The organism is Halomonas sp. 1513 (assembly GCA_001971685.1).
Taxonomy (GTDB): domain Bacteria; phylum Pseudomonadota; class Gammaproteobacteria; order Pseudomonadales; family Halomonadaceae; genus Franzmannia.
Genome location: CP019326.1, coordinates 2,931,249 through 2,955,261 on the forward strand (window position 1 = coordinate 2,931,249; position 24,013 = coordinate 2,955,261).

The 24,013-nt window shown below is 66.8% G+C and carries 17 protein-coding genes; 2 read left to right on the forward strand and 15 right to left on the reverse strand.

The features are described from left to right. Nucleotides 1-8: 8 nt before the first annotated feature. The 5 genes from BWR19_13365 to BWR19_13385 form a co-directional block, all read right to left on the reverse strand. Nucleotides 9-1,685, reverse strand: a complete 1,677-nt coding sequence (locus tag BWR19_13365; GenBank protein ID APX93845.1) for a phosphate ABC transporter, permease protein PstA — start codon at nucleotides 1,683-1,685, stop codon at nucleotides 9-11. Nucleotides 1,686-1,846: 161 nt separating this feature from the next. Beyond that, complete coding sequence (locus BWR19_13370) at nucleotides 1,847-4,090, reverse strand: phosphate ABC transporter permease (GenBank protein ID APX95028.1); 2,244 nt, start codon at nucleotides 4,088-4,090, stop codon at nucleotides 1,847-1,849. Nucleotides 4,091-4,291: 201 nt separating this feature from the next. Next, a complete protein-coding gene (locus BWR19_13375) occupies nucleotides 4,292-5,245 on the reverse strand; it encodes a phosphate-binding protein (protein APX93846.1) in 954 nt (317 codons plus the stop codon). A gap of 159 nt (nucleotides 5,246-5,404) precedes the next feature. Continuing rightward, nucleotides 5,405-6,139, reverse strand: coding sequence for a hypothetical protein (locus BWR19_13380; protein APX93847.1), 735 nt, complete (start codon nucleotides 6,137-6,139; stop codon nucleotides 5,405-5,407). Continuing rightward, nucleotides 6,132-7,319, reverse strand: a complete 1,188-nt coding sequence (locus BWR19_13385; GenBank protein APX93848.1) for a Bcr/CflA family drug resistance efflux transporter — start codon at nucleotides 7,317-7,319, stop codon at nucleotides 6,132-6,134. The genes BWR19_13380 and BWR19_13385 overlap by 8 nt, the downstream gene beginning before the upstream one ends. Nucleotides 7,320-7,466: 147 nt before the next feature. On the opposite strand from BWR19_13385, the gene BWR19_13390 reads away from it, so the two are divergent. Beyond that, complete coding sequence (locus BWR19_13390) at nucleotides 7,467-8,402, forward strand: transaldolase (GenBank protein APX93849.1); 936 nt, start codon at nucleotides 7,467-7,469, stop codon at nucleotides 8,400-8,402. 20 nt (nucleotides 8,403-8,422) lie between these two features. Here BWR19_13390 and BWR19_13395 read toward each other — a convergent pair whose 3' ends face one another. The 9 genes from BWR19_13395 to BWR19_13435 form a co-directional block, all read right to left on the reverse strand. After that, on the reverse strand, nucleotides 8,423-8,941 hold the full coding sequence (locus BWR19_13395) for an anti-anti-sigma factor (GenBank protein APX93850.1): 519 nt from the start codon (nucleotides 8,939-8,941) through the stop codon (nucleotides 8,423-8,425). Continuing rightward, nucleotides 8,928-10,124 carry a serine/threonine protein phosphatase gene (locus BWR19_13400; protein ID APX93851.1) on the reverse strand — a complete coding sequence of 399 codons (1,197 nt, stop codon included), beginning with the start codon at nucleotides 10,122-10,124 and terminating at the stop codon, nucleotides 8,928-8,930. Before BWR19_13400 ends, BWR19_13395 begins: the two co-directional genes overlap by 14 nt. Before the next feature lie 9 nt (nucleotides 10,125-10,133). Next, nucleotides 10,134-10,886, reverse strand: a complete 753-nt coding sequence (locus tag BWR19_13405) for an ABC transporter (protein ID APX93852.1) — start codon at nucleotides 10,884-10,886, stop codon at nucleotides 10,134-10,136. A gap of 85 nt (nucleotides 10,887-10,971) precedes the next feature. Next, nucleotides 10,972-12,093 (reverse strand): beta-ketoacyl-ACP synthase III, encoded by a 1,122-nt coding sequence (locus BWR19_13410; protein APX93853.1) that lies wholly within the window; start codon nucleotides 12,091-12,093, stop codon nucleotides 10,972-10,974. Between the two features lie 51 nt (nucleotides 12,094-12,144). Then, entirely contained in the window at nucleotides 12,145-16,143 is a 3,999-nt protein-coding gene (locus BWR19_13415; protein ID APX93854.1) for an ATP-dependent RNA helicase HrpA, read from the reverse strand. 259 nt (nucleotides 16,144-16,402) lie between these two features. Beyond that, nucleotides 16,403-18,076: a long-chain fatty acid--CoA ligase gene (locus tag BWR19_13420; protein APX93855.1), complete on the reverse strand. Its 1,674-nt coding sequence runs from the start codon at nucleotides 18,074-18,076 to the stop codon at nucleotides 16,403-16,405. Between the two features lie 147 nt (nucleotides 18,077-18,223). Beyond that, nucleotides 18,224-19,021, reverse strand: a complete 798-nt coding sequence (locus tag BWR19_13425; GenBank protein ID APX93856.1) for a class II glutamine amidotransferase — start codon at nucleotides 19,019-19,021, stop codon at nucleotides 18,224-18,226. Continuing rightward, nucleotides 19,014-20,900 (reverse strand): hypothetical protein, encoded by a 1,887-nt coding sequence (locus BWR19_13430; GenBank protein APX93857.1) that lies wholly within the window; start codon nucleotides 20,898-20,900, stop codon nucleotides 19,014-19,016. The genes BWR19_13425 and BWR19_13430 overlap by 8 nt, the downstream gene beginning before the upstream one ends. Before the next feature lie 9 nt (nucleotides 20,901-20,909). Further along, the gene (locus tag BWR19_13435; protein APX93858.1) at nucleotides 20,910-21,338 is read right to left on the reverse strand and encodes a hypothetical protein; all 429 of its coding nucleotides are present in this window, start codon (nucleotides 21,336-21,338) and stop codon (nucleotides 20,910-20,912) included. Between the two features lie 74 nt (nucleotides 21,339-21,412). Between BWR19_13435 and BWR19_13440 the strand changes: the two genes are divergently transcribed. Continuing rightward, complete coding sequence (locus BWR19_13440) at nucleotides 21,413-23,506, forward strand: S9 family peptidase (protein ID APX93859.1); 2,094 nt, start codon at nucleotides 21,413-21,415, stop codon at nucleotides 23,504-23,506. 49 nt (nucleotides 23,507-23,555) lie between these two features. On the opposite strand, the gene BWR19_13445 is transcribed toward BWR19_13440, so the two are convergent. Continuing rightward, nucleotides 23,556-24,005: a hypothetical protein gene (locus BWR19_13445; protein APX93860.1), complete on the reverse strand. Its 450-nt coding sequence runs from the start codon at nucleotides 24,003-24,005 to the stop codon at nucleotides 23,556-23,558. Nucleotides 24,006-24,013 lie beyond the last annotated feature (8 nt).

Consider the following 24,013-nt stretch of genomic DNA (forward strand, 5'->3'; position numbering starts at 1 on the left):
GGTTGGCGTCAATCGGACGCGGCGCGGTAGCGTTCGCGCAGCCGGTTACGGATGCTGATGGCGGTCATGTTGAGCACGATGATCAGGATCACCAGCACCAGTGCCGTGGCATAGACCAGCGGCCGCGCGGCTTCGACGTTGGGGCTCTGGAAGCCGACGTCGTAGATATGGAAGCCCAGGTGCATGATCTGGCGATCCAGGTGCACGAAGGGGAAGCTGCCATCCACCGGCAGCGTCGGCGCCAGCTTGACCACGCCCACCAGCATCAGCGGCGCCACCTCGCCCGCCGCCCGGGCGATGGCCAGGATCATGCCGGTCATCATCGCCGGGGTGGCCAGCGGTACCACCACCTTCCACAGCGTCTCGGACTTGGTCGCCCCCAGCGCCAGGCTGCCCTGGCGCACCGAGGAGGGAATCCGCGCCAGGCCCTCCTCGGTGGAGACGATCACCACCGGCAGGGTCAGCAGCGCCAGGGTCAGCGAGGCCCAGATCAGCGCCGGCGAGCCGAAGGTGGGCGACGGCAGGCGGTCGGAATAGAACAGCTCATCGAGGGAGCCGCCCAGGGTGTAGACGAAGAAGCCCAGGCCGAACACCCCGTAGACGATGGAGGGCACCCCGGCGAGGTTGTAGACCGAGATCCGGATCAACTTGAGTAGCGGCCCCTGCTTGGCGTACTCGCGCAGGTAGATGGCCGCCAGTACGCCGAAGGGACTGACGAGCAGCGACATCAGCAGCACCATGGTCACGGTGCCGAAGATCGCCGGGAAGATGCCGCCGGCGGTATTCGCCTCGCGGGGCTCACCGCTGACGAAGGCCCAGAACTGCTGCACATAGGCCGCCGCCTTGGCGCCAGGGCTAAGGCTGTTGGGCTGCACCGCGCGCACGATCTCGCCGACATTGATCTCGACCTCCTCGCCACCGGCCACGCTGGCCACCAGCACGTCCCGGCGGCTCGCCTGTCGCAGTACATCGAGCTCCTCGCGCAACACCTGGAACTCCGCCTGCAGCGAGGCGCCTTCGCTCTCGATGCGCTCCAGCGCATCGGCGAGTGCCTCCGGCGCGATATCCGGATCACGCTGCAGGCCGCGCTGCTGCAGGCGCAGCTCCTCCATGCGCTCGCTGATCAGCCCCACGTCGCGGCGCTCGATGCGACGGATCTCGCGAAACAGGTCATTGCCGCGGGCGATGCGTTCCTGCAGCGCGTCCCACAGCCCCTCCCCCTCGGCGACCACCTCGCCATCTTCGAGGAGGCGCAGCGGATAGCCGAAGAAGTCCCCCCACTCGCGACGCTCCAGCACCATGGCGTCGGGGGGCGTCTGCCATTCGCTCATCTGCAGTTCGGGATACCAGGCAAAGTCGCGTCCGGTGACGTCGCGATTGCCCTGCTTGATCAGGTGGCGAGTCACCAGGTCGCCCTCGCCCAGTTCCGGCGGCACGGTGATACCGGCATCCCGCGCCACCTGTACCGGAATGGTCTGGGAGCGCACGTGCTCGCCGACCACCATCTGGCCCAACCCCAGCTCAGGGTCACCGACCTGAAACTCGACGATCTCGGCCGGCCAGAAGTGGCTGAGGCCGCGCACGGCGATCAGGCCAATCAGGCCCACGACCATGATCACGGAGATCGCGACAGCGCCGGCATTCAGCCAGATCCAGGGGGCGCCGCTCTTGTACCATTGTTTCATCATTGACTCCCGGGATTAGGGAAACACTGCATAAATGTCTGCGCGTGCGAATCACTGCGTTGCGCGGTGCTCGAAATCCTCACCTATACCCCATAGGCTCCGGTTTCTGTGCTCCGTGCGCCTTGTGCTTCATTCCGCTCGCCAATTTATTCAGCGTTTCCTTAGAGGCTGCTGTAGCGCTTGCGCAGGCGCTGGCGAATGATCTCGGCCAGGGTGTTGACCACGAAGGTCATGGCCAGCAGGACCAGGGCGGCGAGGAACAGCACCCGGAAGTGGCTCGAGCCCACCGCGGTTTCGGTCAGCTCGACAGCGATATTCGCCGACAGGGTGCGCATGCCCTCGAAGATATTGAAGTTCATGATCGGGCTGTTGCCGGTGGCCATCAGCACGATCATGGTCTCGCCCACCGCACGGCCGAAGCCCATCATCACCGCCGAGAACATCCCGGGGCTGGCGGTGGGCAGCACCACGCCCAGCACCGTCTGCCAGCGGGTGGCACCCAGCGCCAGCGAGCCCTGGGTCAGGTGACGCGGTACGTTGAATACCGCGTCCTCTGCGATCGAGAAGATCGTCGGGATCACCGCAAAGCCCATGGCGATGCCTACCACCAGGGCGTTGCGCTGGTCGTAGACGATGCCGATGTCGGTCAACCACTGGCGCATGTTGCCGTCGAACAGCCAGATCTCCAGGTGCGGGCTCATCGCCACGCAGAACCAGCCCACCAGCAGGATCACCGGCACCAGCAGCGCCGCTTCCCAGCCCTCCGGCGCCAGCCGACGAATACCCTCCGGCAGTCGGCTCCAGGCGTAGGCGAAGGCCAGCATCGCCAGCGGCATCAGCAGCAGCACGCTGAACACCGCGGGCAGGCTGCCCTCGATGAAGGGCGCCAGCCACAGACCGGCGAGGAAGCCGAGGATCACCGTCGGCAGCGCCTCCATGATCTCGATGGTCGGCTTGACCTTGCCGCGCAGCTTGGGGGTCATGAAGTAGGCGGTATACACCGCTCCCATCAGCGCCAGCGGGGTGGCGAACAGCATGGCGTAGAAGGCCGCCTTGAGGGTGCCGACGGTGAGCGGCATCAGGCTCATCTTGGGCTCGAAGGCATCGGTGGAGGCGGTCGACTGCCAGATATAGCGCGGCTCGCTGCGTCCCTCGTACCAGACCTTGCCCCACAGCGACGACAGCGAGATGTCCGGGTGGCGATTCTGCACCTCGGCGCGCTGCAGCTGGCGTTGGTCATCGACGATCAGCGCCATGGTGTTGACCGGTGAAACCGCGACCCGGCTCAGCGGCCCCTCGGTCATGCGGGCCTGAAAGACATCCTGCCCGGCGGTGGTGTGGTGGATACCGAGGTAGCCCTGGTCGTCGCCGACCAGAAATCCGTGGCGGTTGTACTCCGGCTCGATATGGGTAATGGCGCCCTGGTAGCGGGCGAAGTCGCGGATGTGCTCGAGGCTGTGCTGCCCGCCGCTCTGGCGCACCGGAAAATATTGACGCACCTGGCCGTCGCTGGTCCCGGCAATGATCGACACCGTGCCGTTGAGATAGGCCATCTTGGTGACCTGGCCCTGGTCGGTGACCTGCACGGCACCCAGGTAGTCGACGCTGTCGAGGTTGCCGATGTCGTAGTGGTGGACCCGGCCAGCGTCATCGCCCACGTAGAGATGGCGGAAGCGGCCGTCGATGAGGATCTGGCGCGGCTCGCCGTCGAAGGCCGGCAGCGTGACCGTGTCCTGCTCGATACTGACCTCGCCGGTCATCAGGTTCTCGCGCCGCTCGAACGAAGCCAGCAGCAGCTCGCCGTCCTCGGTGGCCGCGGCAATGTAGGTGCCGCGATCGCTGACCTGCACGCCGAGCACCTCGATGGCACGCCCCTGCTCGTCGAGGGTGATCGGCTCATCGCCCAGCGGCAGCGCCAGGTCGGGCTCGATATGGCGCAGGTTATCGGGATAGGAGAGTTCGTACTCCAGTACCCCGAGCGACACCTGGCCGTTATCGAAGCCGTAGGCCACCGCATTGGCATTGGCGACGGCGGTGGCCACCGCCGTGGTGGTCGCCTGCTCCGGGATCGGCAGCGCGAACTGGGTGCGGATGGCACCGTCCTCGGTCTCGAAGAAGGTGACGTTACCAAGCTGGGAGAAGCTGGTACCCAGCTGGTTGTAGCGCTCCAGGCTCAGGTGCACCAGTTCGTCGTCTGCTTCGACACCCGGCACGCTGTAGCTGGCCTGGGGGTCGACCGTGGCGGAACGGAACAGCGGCGCCACTTCGGAGAACAGGTAAACGAAGATCATCGCCAGGGCGGCGACCACGCCGACCCCGGCAATGCCGATGCCGTAGCGTGACAAGTGATCCTTGAAGGCGCGCCGCTTGCGCTGCCGCTCGCGCTGCTCGGGTGAGGGCAGCAGCGAGCGCCGCCCGCCCGGGGCGATCTGGCGGCGTGATGGTGACTGGGAAATGTCATTCATGATGGATTGGCAGTCCCGGCGAGTGCGAAAAGGTAGGGCAAGCGTAAGGGGCATAGATGACAGATCCGTGACAGCGCGGCCCCTCATGCATGCGAAAGGGGCGCCGAAGCGCCCCTTGTATGGCCAGCTGAATCATTCGGATCAGTCGAGGCCCAGCTCACCGCGCACGCGGCTGGCCACCGCCTCGGGCAGCGGGATGTAGCCGTCACGATGGGTGACTTCCTGGCCCTGACGCGACAGGATCATGCGCAGGAACTCGGCCTGCTGCGGATCCAGGTCCTCGTTGGGGTGCTTGTTGACGTAGACCATCAGATAGCGCGCCAGCGGGTAGTTCTCGTTGTCCACGCTATAGGCTTCTTCACCCTCGTCACGTGCTACCGGCACGGCACGCACCTGGGAGGTGATGTAGCCGATGCCGGAGTAGCCGATGCCGTTGACCGACTCGCTGACGCCCTGCACCACCGAGGCGGAGCCCGGCTGCTCGTTGATCGAGGCCTTGAAGTCGCCGCCGCACAGGGCATTCTCGGCGAAGAAGCCGTAGGTGCCGGAAACGGCATTGCGGCTATAGAGGGTGAAATCGCGGTTCTCCCAGTTGCCGTCCAGCCCCAGCTGGCCCCAGCGCGTGATGTCCTCGTCGTAGCCGCAGCGGCGGGTATCGGAGAAGATCGCGTCGATCTGCGGGATGGTCAGGCTCTCGATGGGGTTGTCCTGGTTGACGTAGACCGCCAGGGCGTCGATGGCCACCGGCACCATGGTCGGCGGATAGCCAAAGCGCTCTTCGAACTCCTGGATCTCGGAAGAGCGCATCTCGCGGCTCATCGGACCGAACTGGGCGGTGCCCTCGGTCAGCGCGGTCGGCGCGGTGCCGGAGCCGGCGCCCTGGATCTGGATGTTGACGTTGGGATAGAAGCTAGCGAACTCTTCGGCCCACAGCGTCATCAGGTTGTTCAGGGTATCGGAACCGATACTGATCATGTTGCCGGAGATACCGCTGACGGTTTCGTACTCGGGCAGTTCGGGATCGACATCTGCCATGGCGTGGGTCGAGATTAAGGAGGCGCCGATGACGGCAGCAGCCAGAACCTTGAGTTTCATGTTGATCTCCAGATATGCGCAGCGAAGTTGGCCCGGTGGCCTTATCCAGCCATGCCCTGCATGACCGATGTGCAAGCGCACTATAGAAATCCCGCATGACACTCACGTGACACTCGCGCCGCGTCGGCGCCTTTTTCAATGAAGCTTTTGTGACAGCGGCTAGAGCAGCAGGCCCAGCGCCGCCAGGGTGGAGAGCGCCATCGACGACCAGGTCAGCGCCCGGCGGTCGAAGCGGTGGGCGCAGGTATTGGCCAGGGCGTTGCCGACCAGCAGCCAGGGGAACAGGCTGACGGCGAGCAGCAGATGCCAGGCACGAATCTGCCCGGCCAGCGCCAGGGCCAGCAGCGTCATCAGCGAGCTGCAGATGAAGTAGGCGGCGAGATTGCCGCGCGCGCTGTCCGGCGGCAGGCGGTGCATCAACATGGCGATGGGCGGCCCGCCGATCGCCGAGACGGTGCCGAAGATGCCCGACAGCACCCCGGCCACGAACAGGCTCACGCGATTGACCGGCAGGCTGATCTTGAGCAGGCTGACCGCCACCGCGCTGAGCACGATCAGCGCAATGGCGTTCTCGAGCAGCGCCAGCGGTGCCGCCAGCAGTAGCCAGATACCCAGCAGCGTGCCCGGCACCCGCCCCACCAGCGCGGTGCCGATGAAGGTCACGCGCACCTCGTGGCGATACTTGCCGACCATCATCAGCGACACCGTGAAGCCAAACAGCACCAGGATCACCGGTACCAGCCGCGGCTCCAGCATCAGCAGCAGCGGCGCACCGATCACGGCCAGGCCAAAGCCGGTGGCACGCTGCACGAAGGCCCCCACCAGCAGCGTGAGGCCGCAGCCGACCCACACCAGCGGCGCCACGTCGAGGACGGCGAACAGCCCCTCAGGCATCCGCGCGGCCTCCCACCAGCCAGCGCAGCGCGACATTGCCGAAGATCGACACCCCGAGCATGGTCAGCACCATCGGCCACAGGTTCTCGATCTCGAAGGCGCTGACCATCACCCCGGCGAGACCCGCGGCACCGAACTTGATGCCGCCCATCACCGCGGTCGCCGTGGCGCTGATATGGCCGAAGTGGTCGAGCAGCGACGACATGGCATTGGGGGTGATCAGCCCGACCATGCCGGCATAGATCATGATCAGCGGCACCAGGGTATACAGCGAATCGAGCCCCAACACGGTGACCGCGACCAGCGCGGTGGCCGCGCCCAGCTGAATGCCCAGGCCCAGGTACATGTTCTGCTGCGGGGTGCGCTTGCCGCGCAGCAGGCGGATATTGACCCAGTTGGAGAGCGCGATCACCACCACGTTGACACCGAACACCAGCGGGTACATCGCCGGCGACAGGCCAAAGTACTCGAGATACAGAAACGGCGAGAAGGTCACGAAGGCGAACAGCCCGGCAAACGAGGCCGCCACCGCACAGATATAGCCCATGCCCTGGCGATGACGCAGCACGCTGGCATAGTTGGCCAGCACCTGGCGCGGGCTGGCCGCCGGTAGACTGGGATCGCGGGTCTCGGGTAGCTGAGTGCTGAGCAGCCAGATCAGAAACGCCGCGTAGGCCGCCAGGAACACGAAGATCAGCCACCAGTCGGCGAGATACAGCAGCCCACTGCCCACCACCGGTGCCACCAGCGGCGCCAGCATCATGATCATCGCCATGGTCGACATCACGCTGGCCGCCTGGCGGCCGCTGAAGCAGTCGCGCACGATGGCCGCCGAGTTGACCACGCAGGCGCCGCCGCCCAGCGCCTGAACGAAACGCCAGACCAGCAGTTCAGAGAGCGACCCCACGCTGGTGATCATCAGGCTGGCCAGCATGAATACCACCAGACCGCCGATCAGCACCGGCTTGCGACCCAGGCGGTCGGAGAGCGGCCCAAACACCAACTGGCCAAACGCAAAGCCGAACAGGAACACGCTGATCGACAGTTCGGTACGGTGAATGCTGGCCCCCACCGACGCCGCCAGCCGCGACATCGCCGGCAGATAGGCGTCAATGGCAAATGGGGCCAGCGCGGTATTCGCCGCCACCAGCAGCGCCACGCGACGAGCATCGAGCGTCACAGTGCCTCCTGATGCAGGCAAGCCGCACAGCCCGCCAGGGTAAAAAAGATAGGAGGCTAAGCTTAGCACTTCATTCGGCTAGGCGCAGCGGCGGCACGGTTGGTAGAGTAGCGGCAACGGCTTTCATCACGCACAGGAATCAGGCCCATGGATCAGGATAAACTGTCACAGCTAAAGAGCATGACCACGGTCGTCGCCGATAGCGGCGATATCGAAGCGATTCGCCGCTTCAGCCCTACCGATGCCACCACCAACCCGTCGCTGATTCTGCAGGCTGCCCAGCAGCCCGAGCGCCGCGCCCGGCTGGCCGAACTGGCCCGCCAGAGCGTCGATATCGATGACGCCCTGGACGCCGTGGCGGTGGAAATTGGCAGCGAAATCAGCGCCCTGGTGCCGGGCTACGTCTCCACCGAGGTCAGCGCGCGGCTCTCCTTCGACACCGATGCCACCCTGGATCGCGCCCACTCGCTGATCGAGCGCTATGCGAAATACGGCGTCGGCCGTGAGCGGATCCTGATCAAGGTCGCCTCCACCTGGGAAGGCATCCGCGCCGCCGAGCAGCTGGAGCGCGACGGCATCCATACCAACCTGACCCTGCTGTTCAGCTTTACCCAGGCCCAGGCCTGCGCCGATGCCGGGGTCACGCTGATCTCGCCGTTCGTCGGTCGTATCCTCGACTGGCACAAGGCCCAGCAGCCGGACGCCGACTTCAGCGGTGACAACGACCCCGGGGTACGCTCGGTCAAGGCGATCTATGAGCACTACAAGGGTCACGGCTACAAGACCATCGTGATGGGCGCCAGCTTTCGCAACAGCGGCGAGATCGAAGCCCTGGCGGGCTGCGACCGGCTGACCATCTCGCCCAAGCTGCTCGAGGAGCTGGCCGCCGACCGCGGGCCGCTGAGCCGCCGGCTGGTGCCCCTCGATGCCGAGACCTCGGCCCCCGAGCCCCACGACGAGGCGGAGTTCCGCTGGGCCATGAACGAAGACGCCATGGCCACCGAGAAGCTGGCCGAGGGGATCCGCAAGTTCATGGATGACCAGCGCAAGCTGGAGAAACTGCTGGGTGAGCTACGCTGCTGAGACGCCGCGCCTCGAGCCGCTCACTTGAGCGGCTCGGTGTCGCGCTCTAGCTGCTGGGCTTCGAGTAGCTCCACCAGCGGCTGGAATTCCGAGCGATTGTGCTCGTTCATGCGCATCAGGATACGGTGCGCCTCGAGGATACGCTGCTGGAGATCGGCCTCGTCGGCCTCGATCTGCGGCAACTCGTCGAGCTCACGCGGCTCGCTGAGCGGCGCCTCGACCAAAGTAAAATAGTGGGAGAAGCCCATCACATCGAGCATGCGCTGCACGTCGGGATGGTCGGCGACAATCGTCGGTGGTTGTTCGACCTTGCCCTGCACCGCCATGGCCACCTTGGCGAGAAAGCCCAGCGCGGTAGAATCGACGTTGCTGGTATCGCGCAGGTCGATCATCACCGCCTTGAGCCCAGGTGTCTCTGCCAGCCGCTGGACTTGATCGTCCAGGGTTGCACATAGCGTCAGGCGCACATCACCACATAGCTTGAGCACGAAGACACCGGAATCGAACGCCGCCTTCAGTCGCCCCTCATGCATCATCATCGTCAAATCCGCTCAACGTCATGATCGTCAGGTCATCCGGAAGCTCATCATGACCCGGGGCACGCCCGTCAACGGCATCGTCGTCGTTTTCCGGCACGTCACCCAGCGACAGCTTCCCCCTCAGTGCAGCCACATCATCACTGGTCTGCACCAGACGCTCGAGTTCCTTGAGCCGACTATCGAGCCCGTCACCGGGCAAGCACTCCAATACCCCATCCGAACATAACCAGAGTCGGAAGTTCTGTGCGAGCTCGCAACCTAGCGTGGGGTATTCCACGCCCGGAAACAAGCCCACCGGCATGCCTTCGCCGTCGAGCAGACGCAGCCGACCGCCGCTGACCAGCATCGGCATCGGCAACTGGGCACCGAGAGAATAGTGCAGGTAGCGACGCTGGCGGTCAATCACCCCGACGAACAGGGTCGCATGCTTGCCGATGCCGGCATCCAGCAACTCGCTGTTGAGCGCCCTCAACCAGCGCGCCGGCAGCTGCTCCGGGTTGTCACCATCCCACTCCGCCAACCAGTGATTGCAGAGGTACTTGAGCAGCACCGTGACGAACGCCGAGGAAGCGCCGTGCCCCGAGACATCGGCAAAGTAGAACACGCTGTAGCGCTCGTCGAAGCGATGGAAGTCCAGGAAGTCGCCGGACAGGTAGAGCGATGGCGCCAGCCAGTAGTCGCAGCTGACGCCATTGAGGGTCAGCGGGCGATGCGGCAGCAGCTTGCGCTGAATATGACCACCGGCCTGCTGGTCGAGACGCAGCATTGCCAGGTGCGTCTCGAGGTGTTCATTGAGATCGGCGAGCCGCAGGCGGTCGCGCTCATGCTCCCGCGCCAGACGGTGGTTGTCGATCACCTTGTCGATCATCCTCCGCAGCACGTCGCCATGCCGCAGCGGCTCGACGATGTAGTCGACCAGGCCGACATCCACCGCCTTGATCAATTCGGCGTCCAACCGCTCGTCGCTGACCACCAGCGTCGGCAGACGCACCGAGAGCGCCGCCCACTGGGTGGGTGGCACGGCGCGCACATGCGCTACCGCCAGCAGGGTATGGTCGGGGAGCTCCTCCGGGTCGGCGACGGCAACGACCGCAAAGTGCCCCTTGGCAATCATGTCGGCCAGCGCATCACGCTCCGCCCCTGGACGGTCGATGACGCCAATCAAGCGCTTTTCACTGGCCATACACCACCTTCAGTCGGCGAAGTCGTCATCGGCGAAGTCGTCATCATCGAAGTCGAAATCGAAGTCGTCGCTGGCGAAGGGATCATCACCCAACTCCCCGTCGCTGATCTCGAAGCGGCGCTGCTGCAGGTAGGAGTCGCGGATGAAGCTGTAGCGGTCGCCGCGAATCATCTCCTCGAGGTCCAGCAGGCCAGCACGCATATCAACGACCCGCAGCGCCGTCAGCGCAATTTCGAGTTCTGCATCATCCAGGTAGTAGAGCGGGTAGGTCAGCATATCCGCTGGCAGACCACCGGCATCGCGCAGCGTGCTCGGGCCCAGCAAAGGCAGCATTAAGTAACGCGACTCCTCCCATCCCCACACGGCCAGGGTCTGTCCGAAGTCCTCGTCGCGCCCGGTGATCTCCATGTGCGTCGCAAAATCCCACAGCCCGCCGATACCTACCGTGGTATTGATCAAGAAGCGCGTTGCAGCGATGCCGGCATTGCCCGGCTTGCCCTGCAGCAGGCTGTTGAGCGCGGTGCGCGGCTCGCCGAGGTTGGAGAAGAAGTTGCTGACGCCGGTCTGTACCGGCTGCGGGGTCACGGTGTCGTACCCCCGCGCCACGGGGCGCAGCACGGTGCGGTCGAGGGCATCGTTGAACACGAACACCCGGCGATTGAAGCCCTCCCAGGGGTCATCCGGGTTGCGCTCCTCGATGGTCTGAGCGCCTGCACAGCCGGCCAGTACCAGCGCCAGCATCAGCACCGTTGCCAGGCGCATGCTGGCTGCCAGCTCGTTTCCCCACCCGCGTCCCTTGCCTTGCATCATGTCACCCTGTGGTTACCGCTATATTGTAGATGGTTGATTACAGCCTGCGTACCACCACGCTGCCGGCACTGTAGCCGGCCCCGAACGAACACACCACCCCCAGCTCACCGGCCTGCAGGTCGTCGCGATGCAGATGGAAGGCGATGATCGAGCCGGCCGAGCTGGTATTGGCGTAGCGATCGAGGATCACCGGCGCCTCGGTCTCGCTGGGCTCGCGGCCCAGCACGCGCCGCGCGATCAGGTCATTCATATGCCGGTTGGCCTGGTGCAGCCAAAGCCTGGCCGGGGTGGTGCCGGCCAGCCCCAGGCTCTCGAGGTGCTCGCTGATCAGCGCTGCCACCATCGGGCAGACCTCCTTGAACACTCGCCGCCCCTCCTGGATGAACAGCTTGTCCAGTGCCTGCGGGTCGCTGTCGGTGACCCGGTTGAGGAAGCCGGCATTGTTGCGAATCGCATTGGAGAAGCGCGTGGTCAGCCGCGTGCCGAGGATCTCGAAGCGCCGCTCGCTGCGCGCCACCTCGGCGGACTCGACCACCACCGCGGTGCAGGCATCGCCGAAGATGAAGTGGCTGTCGCGATCGCGGAAGTTGAGGTGCGCCGAGCAGATCTCGGGATTGACCACCAGCGCGCGACGGATGCTGCCGGCACGGATGGCGTTATTGGCCATGTCGATGGCGAAGGTCGCCGAGCTGCAGGCCACGTTCATGTCGAAGGCGTAGCCGCCGCTGCCCAGCGCCGCCTGCAGCTCCACCGCCACTGCCGGGTAAGGCCGCTCGAGATTGGAGCAGGCAACGATCAGCAGGTCGATCTCGGCGGCTTCGACGCCGGCGGCGTCGAGCGCCTGCTGCGCGGCGGAAAGACCCATCTCGCACTGGATGGAGGGCTCGTCGTTGCCGCGCTGAGGCAGCCTGGGACGCATCCGCTCGGGGTCGAGGATGCCCTCGGCGTCGAGCACATAGCGGCTGTGGATCCCCGAGGCCTTGACGATGAATTCGCTGCTCGAGTGCTGCAGCGGCTCGCGCTCGCCGGCGGCAATGGCCTCGGCATGTAGCGCGTTCTCGGCGTCCACCCAGCGATTGAAGGCCGCCACCAGGGCATCGTTGTCGATCGCCTGGCTGGGGGTGAAAAGGCCGCTGCCGGTGATCACGGCTGAGGTCATGACATATCTCCTGGCGACGGCTTAGAGACTACTGCCATCGCCCTGTAATGGTTAATGGTGTCGGCCGGTGATCTCGGCCCAGCGCCGCGCCAGGCGCTTGGTGGATACCGGCATCAGGGTGCCGAGCTGCTGGGCGAACAGCGACACGCGCAGCTCCTCTATCCACCAGCCAAACTCGTCGAGGTCAGGGTCGCTGGCGCCGGCGCGACGAGTCGCTTCACGGCGCTCCTCGAGGCGGCGCTCGAAGTCCTGGACTTCATGCATCAACATCTGGTCGCGGTTGCGCTCGCGGGGTGCCTTCTCGAGGCGAATCTCAGCGGCCTGCATATAGCGCGGATAGTGCTCGAGCCAGGCCCCGGCGTCGCTGACGAAACCGGGGTAGACCAGGCGCTGCATCTGCGCCTTGAGGTCACTGTAGACCAGCGCCAAAGCGAAGCTGAGGTTGCCCTTGAGCGCCTTGGTCACCGCCAGATGGCCCTTGAGTGCCTGCTCCAGGGTCGCCACCAGCGCCTCGGCGTGGGGCACCAGCTCGGCGCGGCTGGCCTCGAGGCGCGCCTCGAAGTCGCTGCGCGAGCGCGGCAGCGGGTCCACCGCCACCACCTGCTCGACGCTGGCGAACACCACGTCGTCGACCAGCTGGCGCTTGCTGCCGACCTTGGCAAACAGCAGCGCACAGCGCTCGAGCCCCTTGAGACGGGCGATATGCCGCGCCTGGTCGGGCAGACGCTGGATCGCCAGCTGAGCGACCCCGCGGCGATGCGCGGCCAGGGCCTTGTCGGGGTGGTCGAACAGCTCCACGGCCAGCGTATCGCCCGTGGCGACCAGCGCCGGATACGCCTCGACGCGAATCCCCGCCTGGGTGGTGACCCGCGACGCCGGTAGTGGTTGCTCGGGCAGCGACTCGACCGCTTCACTGGCGCCGCCGGCGTCGGCCAGTGCGCGGGCGCCCTGGCTGGCCGCCTCGCTGAAGCGTTCGATCAGCGCATCCAGGTCACGCCCCTCCCCCAACACCCGGCCGTCGTGGTCGACCACGCGCAGGTTCATGATCAGGTGCGGCTCGAGCTGATCGTAGCGCCAGTCATCGGGTGACAGGCGCAGCCCGGTCTTGACGCGCAGGAACTCGCCCAGCGCCGCGCCCAGCGGCACGTCGTCGGGCACCAGCGCCTCGAGGGCGGCGTCCACCCAGTCGGGGATCGGCACCACCTGGCGGCGCACCGCCTTGGGCAGCGACTTCATCAGCGCAATGCACTTCTCGCGCCGCAGGCCCGGTACCAGCCACTCGAGGCGTGCCGCCGGCAGCTGCGCCAGCATCGCTGCCGGCACCGTCAGGGTCACGCCGTCGTCGCCAGCGCCGGGCTGGAAGTGGTAGGCCAGCGGGTAGCGCACCCCGCCCAGCAGCAGCTCGTCGGGGTACTGCTCGACGGTGACGTCGCCGGCATCGCGGGCCATCAGCGCCTCGCGGTCGAACTTGAGGATCGCCGGGTCGTCGGCCTCGGCCTGCTTGCGCCACGCCTCGAAGCCCTTGCCGTTGATGATCTCGGCCGGCAGTCGCTGGTCGTAGAAGTCGAACAGCGCCTCCTCGTCGACCAGGATATCGCGCTTGCGGGCACGGTCCTCGAGGTCTTCGACCTCGTCGATCAGCGCGCGGTTGTGGGCGAAGAACTCGCCGCGGGTGCGAAATTCGCCCTCCACCAGCGCGCGGCGGATAAATATCTCGCGGGCCTCGCCGGGAGCGATCGGACCGTAGTGCACCTTGCGCCGGTTGACGATCGGCAGACCGAACAGCGTTACCTGCTCGAAGGCCACCACCTGGGCGCGCTTCATCTCCCAGTGCGGCTCGCTGTAGCTGCGCTTGACCAGATGCCCGGCCAGCGGCTCGATCCACTGCGGCTGGATGCGCGCCACCTCGCGGGCGAACAGCCGCGAGGTCTCGACCAGTTCGCCGGCCATCAGCCACTTGGGCGACTTCTTGGCCAGTCCGGAGCCTGGGTGGATCACGAACTTGCGGTTGCGCGCGCCGAGGTACTCGCGGTTCTCGGTGAGCTGGCCAAGGTTGGAGAGCAGCCCGGTGAGCAGCGACTGATGCAGCTTGACCGCGCTCTCGCGGCGCGCCTCGGCACGCTGTTCCGGGTCGTCATCGGCGCGGCGCGGCGCGGCCGGCGGCACCTGGATCTCCATGTCGCGCAGCAGCTGGCGCAGCTGGCGGAAGGTGTCGTGCCACTCGCGCAGGCGCAGGTAGCTCAGGTAGTTGTCGCGGCACCAGCGCCTGAGCTGGTTGCCGGAGAGTTCGTCGCGGGCCGCCTCGAAGCCGTGCCACAGGTTGAGCCAGGCGACGAAGTCCGACTCCGGGTCCTGCCAGCGGCGGTGGGCCTGGTCGGCGGCCTGGCGCTTGTCCGCCGGCCGCTCGCGGGGGTCCTGCACCGCCAGCGCCGAGACCACGATCAGCACTTCGCGCAGCGCGCCCTGCTCGGCGCCGGCCAGCACCATGCGTGCCAGCCGCGGGTCGATGGGCAGCCGCGCCAAGCGCTTGCCGGTGGCGGTCAGGCGCTGGGCCGCGTCCACCGCCCCCAGTTCGAACAGCAGCCGGAAGCCGTCCTTGATGAAGCGCGCGTCCGGCGCATCGACGAACGGGAAGGCCTCGATGTCACCGAGCCGCAGCGACAGCATCGAGAGAATCACCGAGGCGAGGTTGGTGCGCTGGATCTCGGGCTCGGTGAAGGCCGGCCGCGCCAGGAAGTCCTCCTCGGCGTAGAGCCGGATGCAGACGCCCTCGGCGATGCGCCCGCAGCGCCCCTTGCGCTGGTCGGCGCTGGCCTGGCTGACCGGCTCCACCGGCAGGCGCTGGACCTTGGAGCGGTAGCTGTAGCGGCTGATGCGCACCAGCCCCGGGTCGATCACGTAGCGGATCCCGGGCACTGTCAGCGAGGTCTCGGCGACGTTGGTCGAGAGCACGATGCGGCGTCCGGCGTGGGGCTGGAAGACGCGGTTCTGCTCGGCGTTGGAGAGCCGCGCATAGAGCGGCAGTATCTCGGTGCCCTTGAGGTCGGCGCGGCGCAGGGTGTCGGCGGTCTCGCGGATCTCGCGCTCGCCGGGCAGGAAGATCAGCACGTCGCGGGGGCCGTGCCACCAGCGCTTGTCGCGCTCGATCTGCTCGATCTCCTCCACCGCCTGCAGGATGCCCTCCTGCAGGGTGCGGTCCTCCTCGTCGTCGGCGTCGCGCACCAGCGGCCGGTAGTGCAGCTCCACCGGGTAGGTACGCCCCGAGACCTGGACCACCGGCGCCGGGCGGTCGGGCTCGCCGAAGTGGGCGGCGAAGCGCTCGACGTCGATGGTCGCCGAGGTGATGATGATCTTGAGGTCGGGACGGCGCGCGGTGAGTCGCTTGAGGTAGCCGAGCAGGAAGTCGATGTTGAGGCTGCGCTCGTGGGCCTCGTCGATGATGATCGCTTCATAGCGACTCAGATCGGGATCGTGCTGGGTCTCGGCCAGCAGGATACCGTCGGTCATCAGCTTGATCAGGGTGCGCTCGTTGCTCTGGTCGCTGAAGCGCACCTGGTAGCCGACCTGCTCGCCGAGCGGCACCTCTAGCTCTTCGGCCAGGCGCGTGGCTACCGAGCGCGCCGCCAGCCGGCGCGGCTGGGTGTGGCCAATCAGCCCGCGCCGTCCCAGTCCCAGCTCCAGGCACAGCTTGGGCAACTGGGTGGTCTTGCCCGAGCCGGTCTCGCCGGCCACCACCACCACCTGGTGCTCGCGCAGCGCGGCGAGAATATCGTCGCGGCGCTCGGCCACCGGCAGCTCGGGTGGGTAGCGTAGGGTGACCGGCTGGGCACGCCGCGCGGCGACCTTGCTCGCCGAGGCATCGATCAGCCGCTCGACCTCGCCGAGGCCACGATCCACCGGCTTGCCGTCCCGCGCGCGCCGCTCGAGCCCGGCCAGGCGCTTGCCCAGGCGCACGGCGTCGCCACCCAGGCAGTCACCCAGCCGCGCCTCGAGGTCGCGCAGACGAGTCAGGTCGGGGGATGCAGTGGAGCGGGAAGCGGTGGTGCTCAAGGCAGCCTCACAGGTTGAAATGACACTGCCCGCCCCGGCAGTGCCGGAGCGGGCAGCATAGTGTAACGCTTGGGGCCTGGCCGCGCCTAATTCAGGGCGCCGAACCAATCCAGCAATGCTCGGGACTGATCCGGCGATAGGCCTACGAGGAGGCGCTGTAAACCCATCCCTGGGCGCTACCTTGCGCCATCCATGGCGCAAACCTCCTCTTCGGCCTATCCCCGGCGTCCCTCGCCGTAGGCAGTGACATTCGCGGCGATCAGGCGCTCTGCTCGGTCTCCTGGTCACGCAGCTCGCGACGCAGTACCTTGCCGACGTTGGTCTTGGGCAGCTCATCGCGGAACTCGACGAACTTGGGCACCTTGTAGCCGGTGAGCTCCTTCTTGCACCACTGACGCAGGCTCTCGCCGTCGAGGTCCTGGTTGCGCGACACCACGAACAGCTTGATCGCCTCACCGGCATCCTCGTCGGGCACCCCCACCGCCGCGGCCTCGAGCACGTCCGGATGGCCCGCGACCACGTCCTCGATCTCGTTGGGATAGACGTTGAAGCCGGAGACGATGATCATGTCCTTCTTGCGATCGACGATCTTGACGTAGCCATCCTCCTGCAGCACGGCGATATCGCCGGTGCGAATCCAGCCATCGCTGTCCATCGCCTTGGCGGTCTCCTCGGGCAGATTCCAGTAGCCCTTCATGACCTGCGGCCCCTGCACGCACAGCTCGCCGGCCTCACCGTAGGGCAGCGCCTGACCGTCGGCGTCGATCACCTTGACCGTGGTACCGGCCACCGGCTTGCCGATGGTGCCGAGCTGGATGGCATCGACCGGATTGAAGGTGACGATCGGCGAGGTCTCGGTCATGCCGTAGCCCTCGGCGATGGCACAGCCGGTGACCTCTTCCCAGCGCTGGGCGGCGGCCTTGGTCAGCGCCATGCCCCCCGACACCGTGAGCTTGAGCCGCGAGAAATCGAGCTGCTTGAAGTCGTCGCGGTTGCACAGCGCATTGAACAGGGTATTGAGGCCGATGAAGCCGCTGAACTTGATGCTCTTCAGCTCCTTGACGAAGTTGTCGAGATCGCGAGGATTGGTGATCAGAATCGAGTGGTTGCCGGTCTCGACCAGAAACAGGCAGTTCACGGTGAAGGTGTAGATGTGGTAGACCGGCAGCGGCGCGATCACCGTCTCCTGGCCGTCCTTGAGCGCCGGGCCGATCGCCGCGCGGGCCTGCAGCATGTTGGCGACCAGGTTGCGGTGGGTCAGCATCGAGCCCTTGGCCAGGCCGGTGGTGCCACCGGTGTACTGCAGCGCGGCGACGTCGTCGGGGGTACACTCGACGTCCTTGTGCGAGAGGCTCGCGCCCTTGCTCAGGACGTCGCGGAAGCCCACCGCGGTGGGCAGCGAGTAGGCCGGCACCATCTTCTTGACGTACTTGACCACGGCGTTGATCAGCAGACGCTTGGGGAAGCCGTGCATGTCACCAAGCTCGGTGACCAGCACATGCTTGATCTCGGTACGCTCGAGCACCTTCTCCAGCTTGTCGGCCATGTTGGCGAGGATCAGGATCGCCTTGGCGCCGGAATCCTTGAACTGGTGGGCCATCTCGCGCTCGGTGTAGAGCGGGTTGGTGTTGACCACCACCAGGCCGGCGCGCATGGCACCGAACACCGCCACCGGGAACTGCAGCACGTTGGGCAACTGGATGGCGATGCGATCGCCGGGCTCGAGGCTGGTTTCATGCTGCAGCCAGGCGGCAAAGGCCTGGGACTGCTTGTCCAGTTCGGCATAGGTCAGCGTCTGCCCCATGCAGGTGAAGGCCGGCTTGTCGGCGAACTTGCTGGCCGACACCTTGAAGACGTCCATCACCGACGCGTAGTCGTCGAGGCCTTCCAGGGCCGGGCCATTGAGTACCGGGGCAGTGGCGTGCTCGCTCATGGGCAAATCTCCGCTATTCAGATAGATCGACACCCTGTCGACTCTTGTTGTCCGTCAAACGATCGCTTGAAACTAACGTTGGAACATGACAGGTCGCGGTGTCAAATGCCATGCCACTTTAGGCCAGCATTACCCCAAGCCTATGGTTTATTGGGCGGTTTCGCCATTGTCGAGGAAGCGGGCAACGATCTCGCCATCGCGCCACACCAACAGCTCGCCGGGCAGCATGCGTACCCACTGCTCGTTGTCGGTGAGCGGCTCGGTGGCCAGCACCGAGACCACGTCGTGCTCGGTGGTGTGTTCGACGAAGTCGACGCTGAGCTCGGCATCCGACAGCTGCGCCTTGCCGAACGGCGCGCGCCGGGTGATATGCGCCAGCTTGGTGGAGCAGTAGGCGTAGAGATGGACGCCGTCGGAGAGCAGCAGGTTGAACACGCCGAGGCCGCGCAGCCGCCCGCAGAGCTCGTGCAGACAGGACCAGATCGCCTCGGGCGACGCCGGCAGGTCGTCGAAGCGCCGGCGCAGTTCACCCAGCAGGAAGCAGAAGGCGTGCTCGCTGTCGGTGCTGCCCACCGGGCGATACACCGCCAGCGGCAGCGACTGCCAGCCCTCGAGCTGGCCATTGTGGGCATAGCACCACTGACGCCCCCACATCTCGCGGGTGAAGGGGTGCGTATTGGCCAGCTGCACCTGGCCGACGTTGGCCTGACGGATATGGCTGATCACCACGTGGGACTTGATCGGGTAGTCGCAGATCAAGCGTGCAATCGGCGAATCCACCGAGGGGTGGGGGTCGCGGAAGTCGCGGTAGCCGCCGGCTTCGTAGAAGGCGATTCCCCAGCCGTCACGGTGCGGCCCAGTGCCGCCCCCGCGATGCAGAAAGCCGGTGAAGCTGAAGCAGATATCGGTCGGGACATTGGCACTCATGCCCAACAGTTCACACATGCGGATCCTCTCGATGCGTTGGCCGCCGCCGGGTACGTGACCAGCCGCCCAGCACCAGCAGCGCGATCAGTGCCGCGGCGAGCCCTGCTGCCCAGCGCAGGCTGCTGTCGGCGTCCAGGCCGAGCGCTTCACCGGCCCGCTCGAGGCGTGGCACGGCCTCGCGCCAGAGTGCCTGAGCCTGGCGCGGCAGCTGATTGATGGCACTCACCAGGCGCTCGACCAGATCGGGCTCGGTTGCCGGCTCGGGCTCCTCCGCGGGCAGCGCCTCGAGCGTTTCGGCTTGCAGCGCGGCGCTGTCGGACTGGGCAGCATCGACGCCGATGCGCGCCTGGGGGTTGAGCACCAGCCGCGGCAGGCTCAGCTCGAGGCGCTGATCGTCGAGGGTCACCGTGGCGCTGAGCAGCAGCGGCAAGCGGGTGTCGTCGGGCAGCTCGGGGAGCGCGATCTGCCACTGACGCTCGTTGTGCGCCTCGACCGCCAGCGCCTCGCCCTGCAGCTCGGCGCGAATCTGCGTGTTGTCGACGTTGAGCTGCGGGTGCTCGGCGCGCAGGCTGACACGTGATACCGCGTCATCGACCTCGGCGGCAATCGCCGGCAGCACGTTGACCGCCTGCACCCGCTGGCGCTGGAAGCGCACGCTGTGGGCGTCGATCACCAGCCGCGCATTGCCGGTCAGTGCCGGCGCCGGCAGCACGCCGCGGAAACGCTCATCGTCGGCCGCCAGGCGGGTCGCCGCCTGAACGTTTCCCATCAAGTCCTGGAGCTCGGCGCGCAGGCGCAGGTCGTCGGGCCAGGCCGGTGCGGCCAGCACCTCGCCGTCGAGGTCGAGCCAGGCCTCGATCGGCACCTCGAACCCCTGATAGAGGGTTGCCGGCAATTCCGCGCTGCGCAGCGTCAGGGTCGAGGCCACGCTGACGCGGCTGTCGATCGTGATCGGGCCCTCGACGCGCCACTCGCCCTCGGCGGGTGACGTTACCGTGATCAGGTCGAAGCGCGGCTCGCTCTGCCAGCGCATATCGTCGGGATGGTCGTCGCGGCTGTAGCGCTGGCCATCGGGGCCGATCAGGGTCAGCGGCGGTGAGTCGGGGTCGTGGAAGAGCAGCGCCGAGAACGACTCGACCTGGTCGTCGATATTGAAGCGCCCCTCTTCCAGCGGCACCCGGTCGCCGGGAAAGATACGGTCGAAGATATCCAGAAACGCTCGCAGCAGCTCGTCGGGAGACTCGGCCAGGGCGGCCAGGCCTCCGCTGCGCTGCGCGAGCAGCTCGACCAGCGGCAGGTCGGCCTCGGGAGAGAAGGCGACGGCGTGGATGATCACGCCCTCCTCAGCTAGCTGCGGGGTCAGCTCGTCGCTCAGCCTTCGCTGCGATGCCTCGTCGCGGGCCTGCTTGTCCTGGCCGGCGGCGGGCAGATCGATCATGCCATCGGTCAGCAGGATCAGGTGGCGGGTACCGTTGCCGGCATCGTCCGAGGCCTCGCGCACCGCCGCCTCGATATCGGTGAACTGCTGATAGTCGACCAGCGCCGGTCGCAGCGCCAGCGCCTCCCGGCGCCACTCGGCATCGACCGGGGCGACGGGCAGCGGGTTATCGACCGACTCGCCGAAGGTCCAGATGCCGCCGTGGATGTCGCGGGGCAGTAGCGCCACCAGCAGCTCCAGGGCGCTGGCGGCCAACTGGTCGGGATCGTTATGCCGCATGCTGCCCGACACATCGATGACCACCCTCACATCTGCCGCCTCGCTACGCTCGGCACCGCGCTCGATCAGCAGCAGCGGCGGCTGGCCGCTTTCGGTGGCAAACTCCACCGTCGGCTGTGCCATCAGCGGCATTGCCACGGCCAGCAGCCACCACAACCCCAGCTTCAACACAGCGCGCATGACGCTTCCTTAGCCGATCACCGGCTCCCGACGCTCGCTGGTGGGTGGCCGCTCGGCGCGTTCAGCGGGCGCCTTGCGCGCCTCGACGGGCTCGCCGCCGCGGCCCAGCAGCCACAGCGCCACGCCTGCTACCGCCCCAAGCCCAATGCCCAGCACCAGCAGAATAAGCGCGGTGGTCATGGTGCCGCCGTCGCGCTGCAAAAAGGTAATCCCGGCGACGACCACGGCCGGGGCGAAACCGGTGTAGAATTCGCCCTCCTCCAGCATCGGCAGTCGAAAGCGCGTCGGCATCCACAGCGCGCCTGCCACGGTCCCGACGATCACCAGCCTGGGTAGGCGCGGCAGGAAACGGACCGCCATGTAGCCGGTGGCCAGTACCACCAGCGACAGCACCGCGTAAATCAGCCAGAGTAGGGGCATGGAATCGGATATCAGCATCGAACTCTCCAGACCTGCGTCGGTCGCGACGCAGTGTTGCAACATTCATACTCCATTATGGTACACCGCACCCGATGAAAGCACAGCTGCTGCGTCATAATCTGCTCAACCAGGCAGCCGACTCGCCGGTTGCCGCCTACCGGCGCCCCGACGACCCCCTCTGGCACTGGCTGGAAGCGCGCGACGACCCACGGGTCAGCGCCTTCCTGGAAGCCGCCAACCACGAGTGCGACACCTGGTTCGCTCCGCTCGGCGAACTCACCGAGGCGCTTTATCACGGTCACCTGGCACGCCGCGAGCTGGCCGTCAGCGGCCTACCCACGCCCCTCGACCATTACTGCTATTGGAGCGAGACCGCCGCCGACGCCGACTTCCCGCGCTGGTGGCGCTACCCGCTCGGGCAGCCCGAGTCACGCCGCTGCTTTCTCGACCTGGAGGCCCGCGCCGCCGAGCATGACTTCTTCGAGCTCGGCGACATGGCGCTCTCCCCCGACGAGCAGTGGCTGGCGTGGAGCGAAGACACGCGCGGCGACGAGACCTTCGAACTGTGGCTCAAGCGCCTGCCGGACGGTACCCCGCGACGGGTACTGGAGGAGATCGGCCCGGAGCTGAGCTGGGCCGAAGACAATGCCACCCTGCTCTTCACCCGCTACGATGCCACCCAGCGCCCCGACAGCGTGTGGCGCCTGAGCCTCGATGCCACGGGCCGAGCCGGCGAGGCCAGCCTGATCCTGCGCGAGGACGACCCGGAGTTCTGGCTGGGACTCGGCAAGACCCGCTCGCGGCAGTGGCTGGTACTCGAGTCGGCCTCCAAGGACACCACCGAGTGCTACCTGATTCCCGCTGCCGCGCCGGCCACGCCGCCGCACTGCTTTCGGCGCCGCGAGAGTGGCGTCGAATATGCGCTGGACCATCGCCCCGGGGTCTTTTACGTGCTTCACAACCGCGAAGCGGTGCATTTTCGCCTCGACAGGGTCGAGGAGAGCGCCGGCCTCGACGATCAGGCGACGCCCGCCTGGCAGCCGCTGCTGGCTCACCGCGACGACGTCACCCTCGAAGGGGTGGATGCCTTCAGCTGGGGACTGGTGGTCACCGAACGCGATCATCAACAGGCCCAGGTCCATCTGCGATTGCTCGAGCTGGATACCGCTCACGTCGCCAGCCGCGACGAGCGACTACCGCTGCCCGAGGCGCCATGCAGCCTGATGCTCGGCGATATGCCGCACTTCACGGCGCGCCGCCTGCGGCTACGCGAAGAGTCGTTCACCCTGCCGGTGCGCTGGCTGGAGCACGATCTCGACAGCGGTGAGCGGCGGCTGCTCAAGGAGCAGCCGATTCACGGCTCGCTGCAGCCCGATCGGCTGGCCTGCCGTCGGCTGTGGGCCACCGCCCACGACGGCGAACAGATCCCGGTTTCGATCGTGGCCCGCGTCGACCTGCTCGGTGACACGCCGCTGCCTACCCTGCTCTACGGCTATGGCGCCTATGGCGAGGTCCTCGACCCCTGGTTCTCGGTGGCCCGCCTCGAGCTGCTGGAGCGCGGCGTGGCGTTCGCCGTGGCCCACGTGCGCGGCGGCGGCGACCGCGGCGAGCCGTGGTACCTGGCCGGCAAGATGGAGCACAAGGAGAACAGTTTCCGCGATTTTCTGGCCGCGCGGGACGCCCTGGCCAACACCGGGCTCAGCGACCCGGCGCGCATCGCCGCCTACGGCGCCAGCGCCGGCGGCCTGCTGGTCGGCGCCAGCCTCAACCTGGCACCCGAAGCCTTCTGTGCTGCGGTCCTCGACGTGCCCTTCGTGGATGTGCTGCGCACCATGGAGAATCCCGACCTGCCGCTGACCACCGCCGAATACACCGAGTGGGGCAATCCCGACGAGCCGGCCGCCCGCAAGCGTATCCGCGACTACTCGCCGCTCGACAACCTCGCGCCGCTGCCCTACCCCAGCGTGTTCCTGCAGGGCAGCTGGCACGATTCGCGAGTGCCCTACTGGGAACCCGCCAAGCTCTACGCTCGGCTGCGCGAGCTGGGCAGCGCACGCGGGCCTGTGCTGCTGCGCAGCGACATGGCCGCCGGCCACGGCGGCGCGTCGGGGCGCTTCAAGGCGTGGCGCGACGGTGCTCGCCAGGACGCCTTTATTCTCTGGGCGCTGGGCATGGTCGAGGAGTGATGGTGGCGGGATACATCGAGGCCCGCGGGGGGCGGGAAAACCGCCGTGCCTAGCCGTCGATCGGCAGGATGGCGATGATGTGCTCGTCGTAATCGGCCTCGAGCACGTCACGCTGGGAGACCGCGAAGCTGGCCACGCTGATGCCCTTGCGGTGCATGCGGCGGCCGTCACCGCTGATCAACGGGTGCCAGCGCGCCAGGCTGCGCCCCTCGGCCAGGCGCCGATAGGCGCAGGAGCCCGGCAGCCAGCGGAACTCGTCGATCCGCGCCGGGGTGAGCTGAGTGCAGTCGGGCACCCGTTCGAAGCGATTGGCGTAGTCGCCGCAGCGGCAGCTGTCGATATCGAGCAGCTCGCAGGCCACGTTGAGCACCGCCAGGTCGCCGCTGTCCTCGTCCTGGAACTTGAGCAGGCAGCACTGACCGCAGCCGTCGCACAGCGCCTCCCACTCCTCGTCGGTCAGCTCGTCGAGACGGTAGCGCTCCCAGAACAGTTCACGCATCTTTATAT

Coding starts and splice junctions, on each gene's coding strand:
- BWR19_13365 (APX93845.1), bottom strand. CDS start 1,685: ATGAAACAATGGTACAAGAGCGGCGCCCCCTGGATCTGGCTGAATGCC.
- BWR19_13375 (APX93846.1), bottom strand. CDS start 5,245: ATGAAACTCAAGGTTCTGGCTGCTGCCGTCATCGGCGCCTCCTTAATC.
- BWR19_13380 (APX93847.1), bottom strand. CDS start 6,139: ATGCCTGAGGGGCTGTTCGCCGTCCTCGACGTGGCGCCGCTGGTGTGG.
- BWR19_13390 (APX93849.1), top strand. CDS start 7,467: ATGGATCAGGATAAACTGTCACAGCTAAAGAGCATGACCACGGTCGTC.
- BWR19_13395 (APX93850.1), bottom strand. CDS start 8,941: ATGATGATGCATGAGGGGCGACTGAAGGCGGCGTTCGATTCCGGTGTC.
- BWR19_13400 (APX93851.1), bottom strand. CDS start 10,124: ATGGCCAGTGAAAAGCGCTTGATTGGCGTCATCGACCGTCCAGGGGCG.
- BWR19_13405 (APX93852.1), bottom strand. CDS start 10,886: ATGCGCCTGGCAACGGTGCTGATGCTGGCGCTGGTACTGGCCGGCTGT.
- BWR19_13410 (APX93853.1), bottom strand. CDS start 12,093: ATGACCTCAGCCGTGATCACCGGCAGCGGCCTTTTCACCCCCAGCCAG.
- BWR19_13420 (APX93855.1), bottom strand. CDS start 18,076: ATGAGCGAGCACGCCACTGCCCCGGTACTCAATGGCCCGGCCCTGGAA.
- BWR19_13425 (APX93856.1), bottom strand. CDS start 19,021: ATGTGTGAACTGTTGGGCATGAGTGCCAATGTCCCGACCGATATCTGC.
- BWR19_13430 (APX93857.1), bottom strand. CDS start 20,900: ATGCGCGCTGTGTTGAAGCTGGGGTTGTGGTGGCTGCTGGCCGTGGCA.
- BWR19_13435 (APX93858.1), bottom strand. CDS start 21,338: ATGCTGATATCCGATTCCATGCCCCTACTCTGGCTGATTTACGCGGTG.
- BWR19_13440 (APX93859.1), top strand. CDS start 21,413: ATGAAAGCACAGCTGCTGCGTCATAATCTGCTCAACCAGGCAGCCGAC.
- BWR19_13445 (APX93860.1), bottom strand. CDS start 24,005: ATGCGTGAACTGTTCTGGGAGCGCTACCGTCTCGACGAGCTGACCGAC.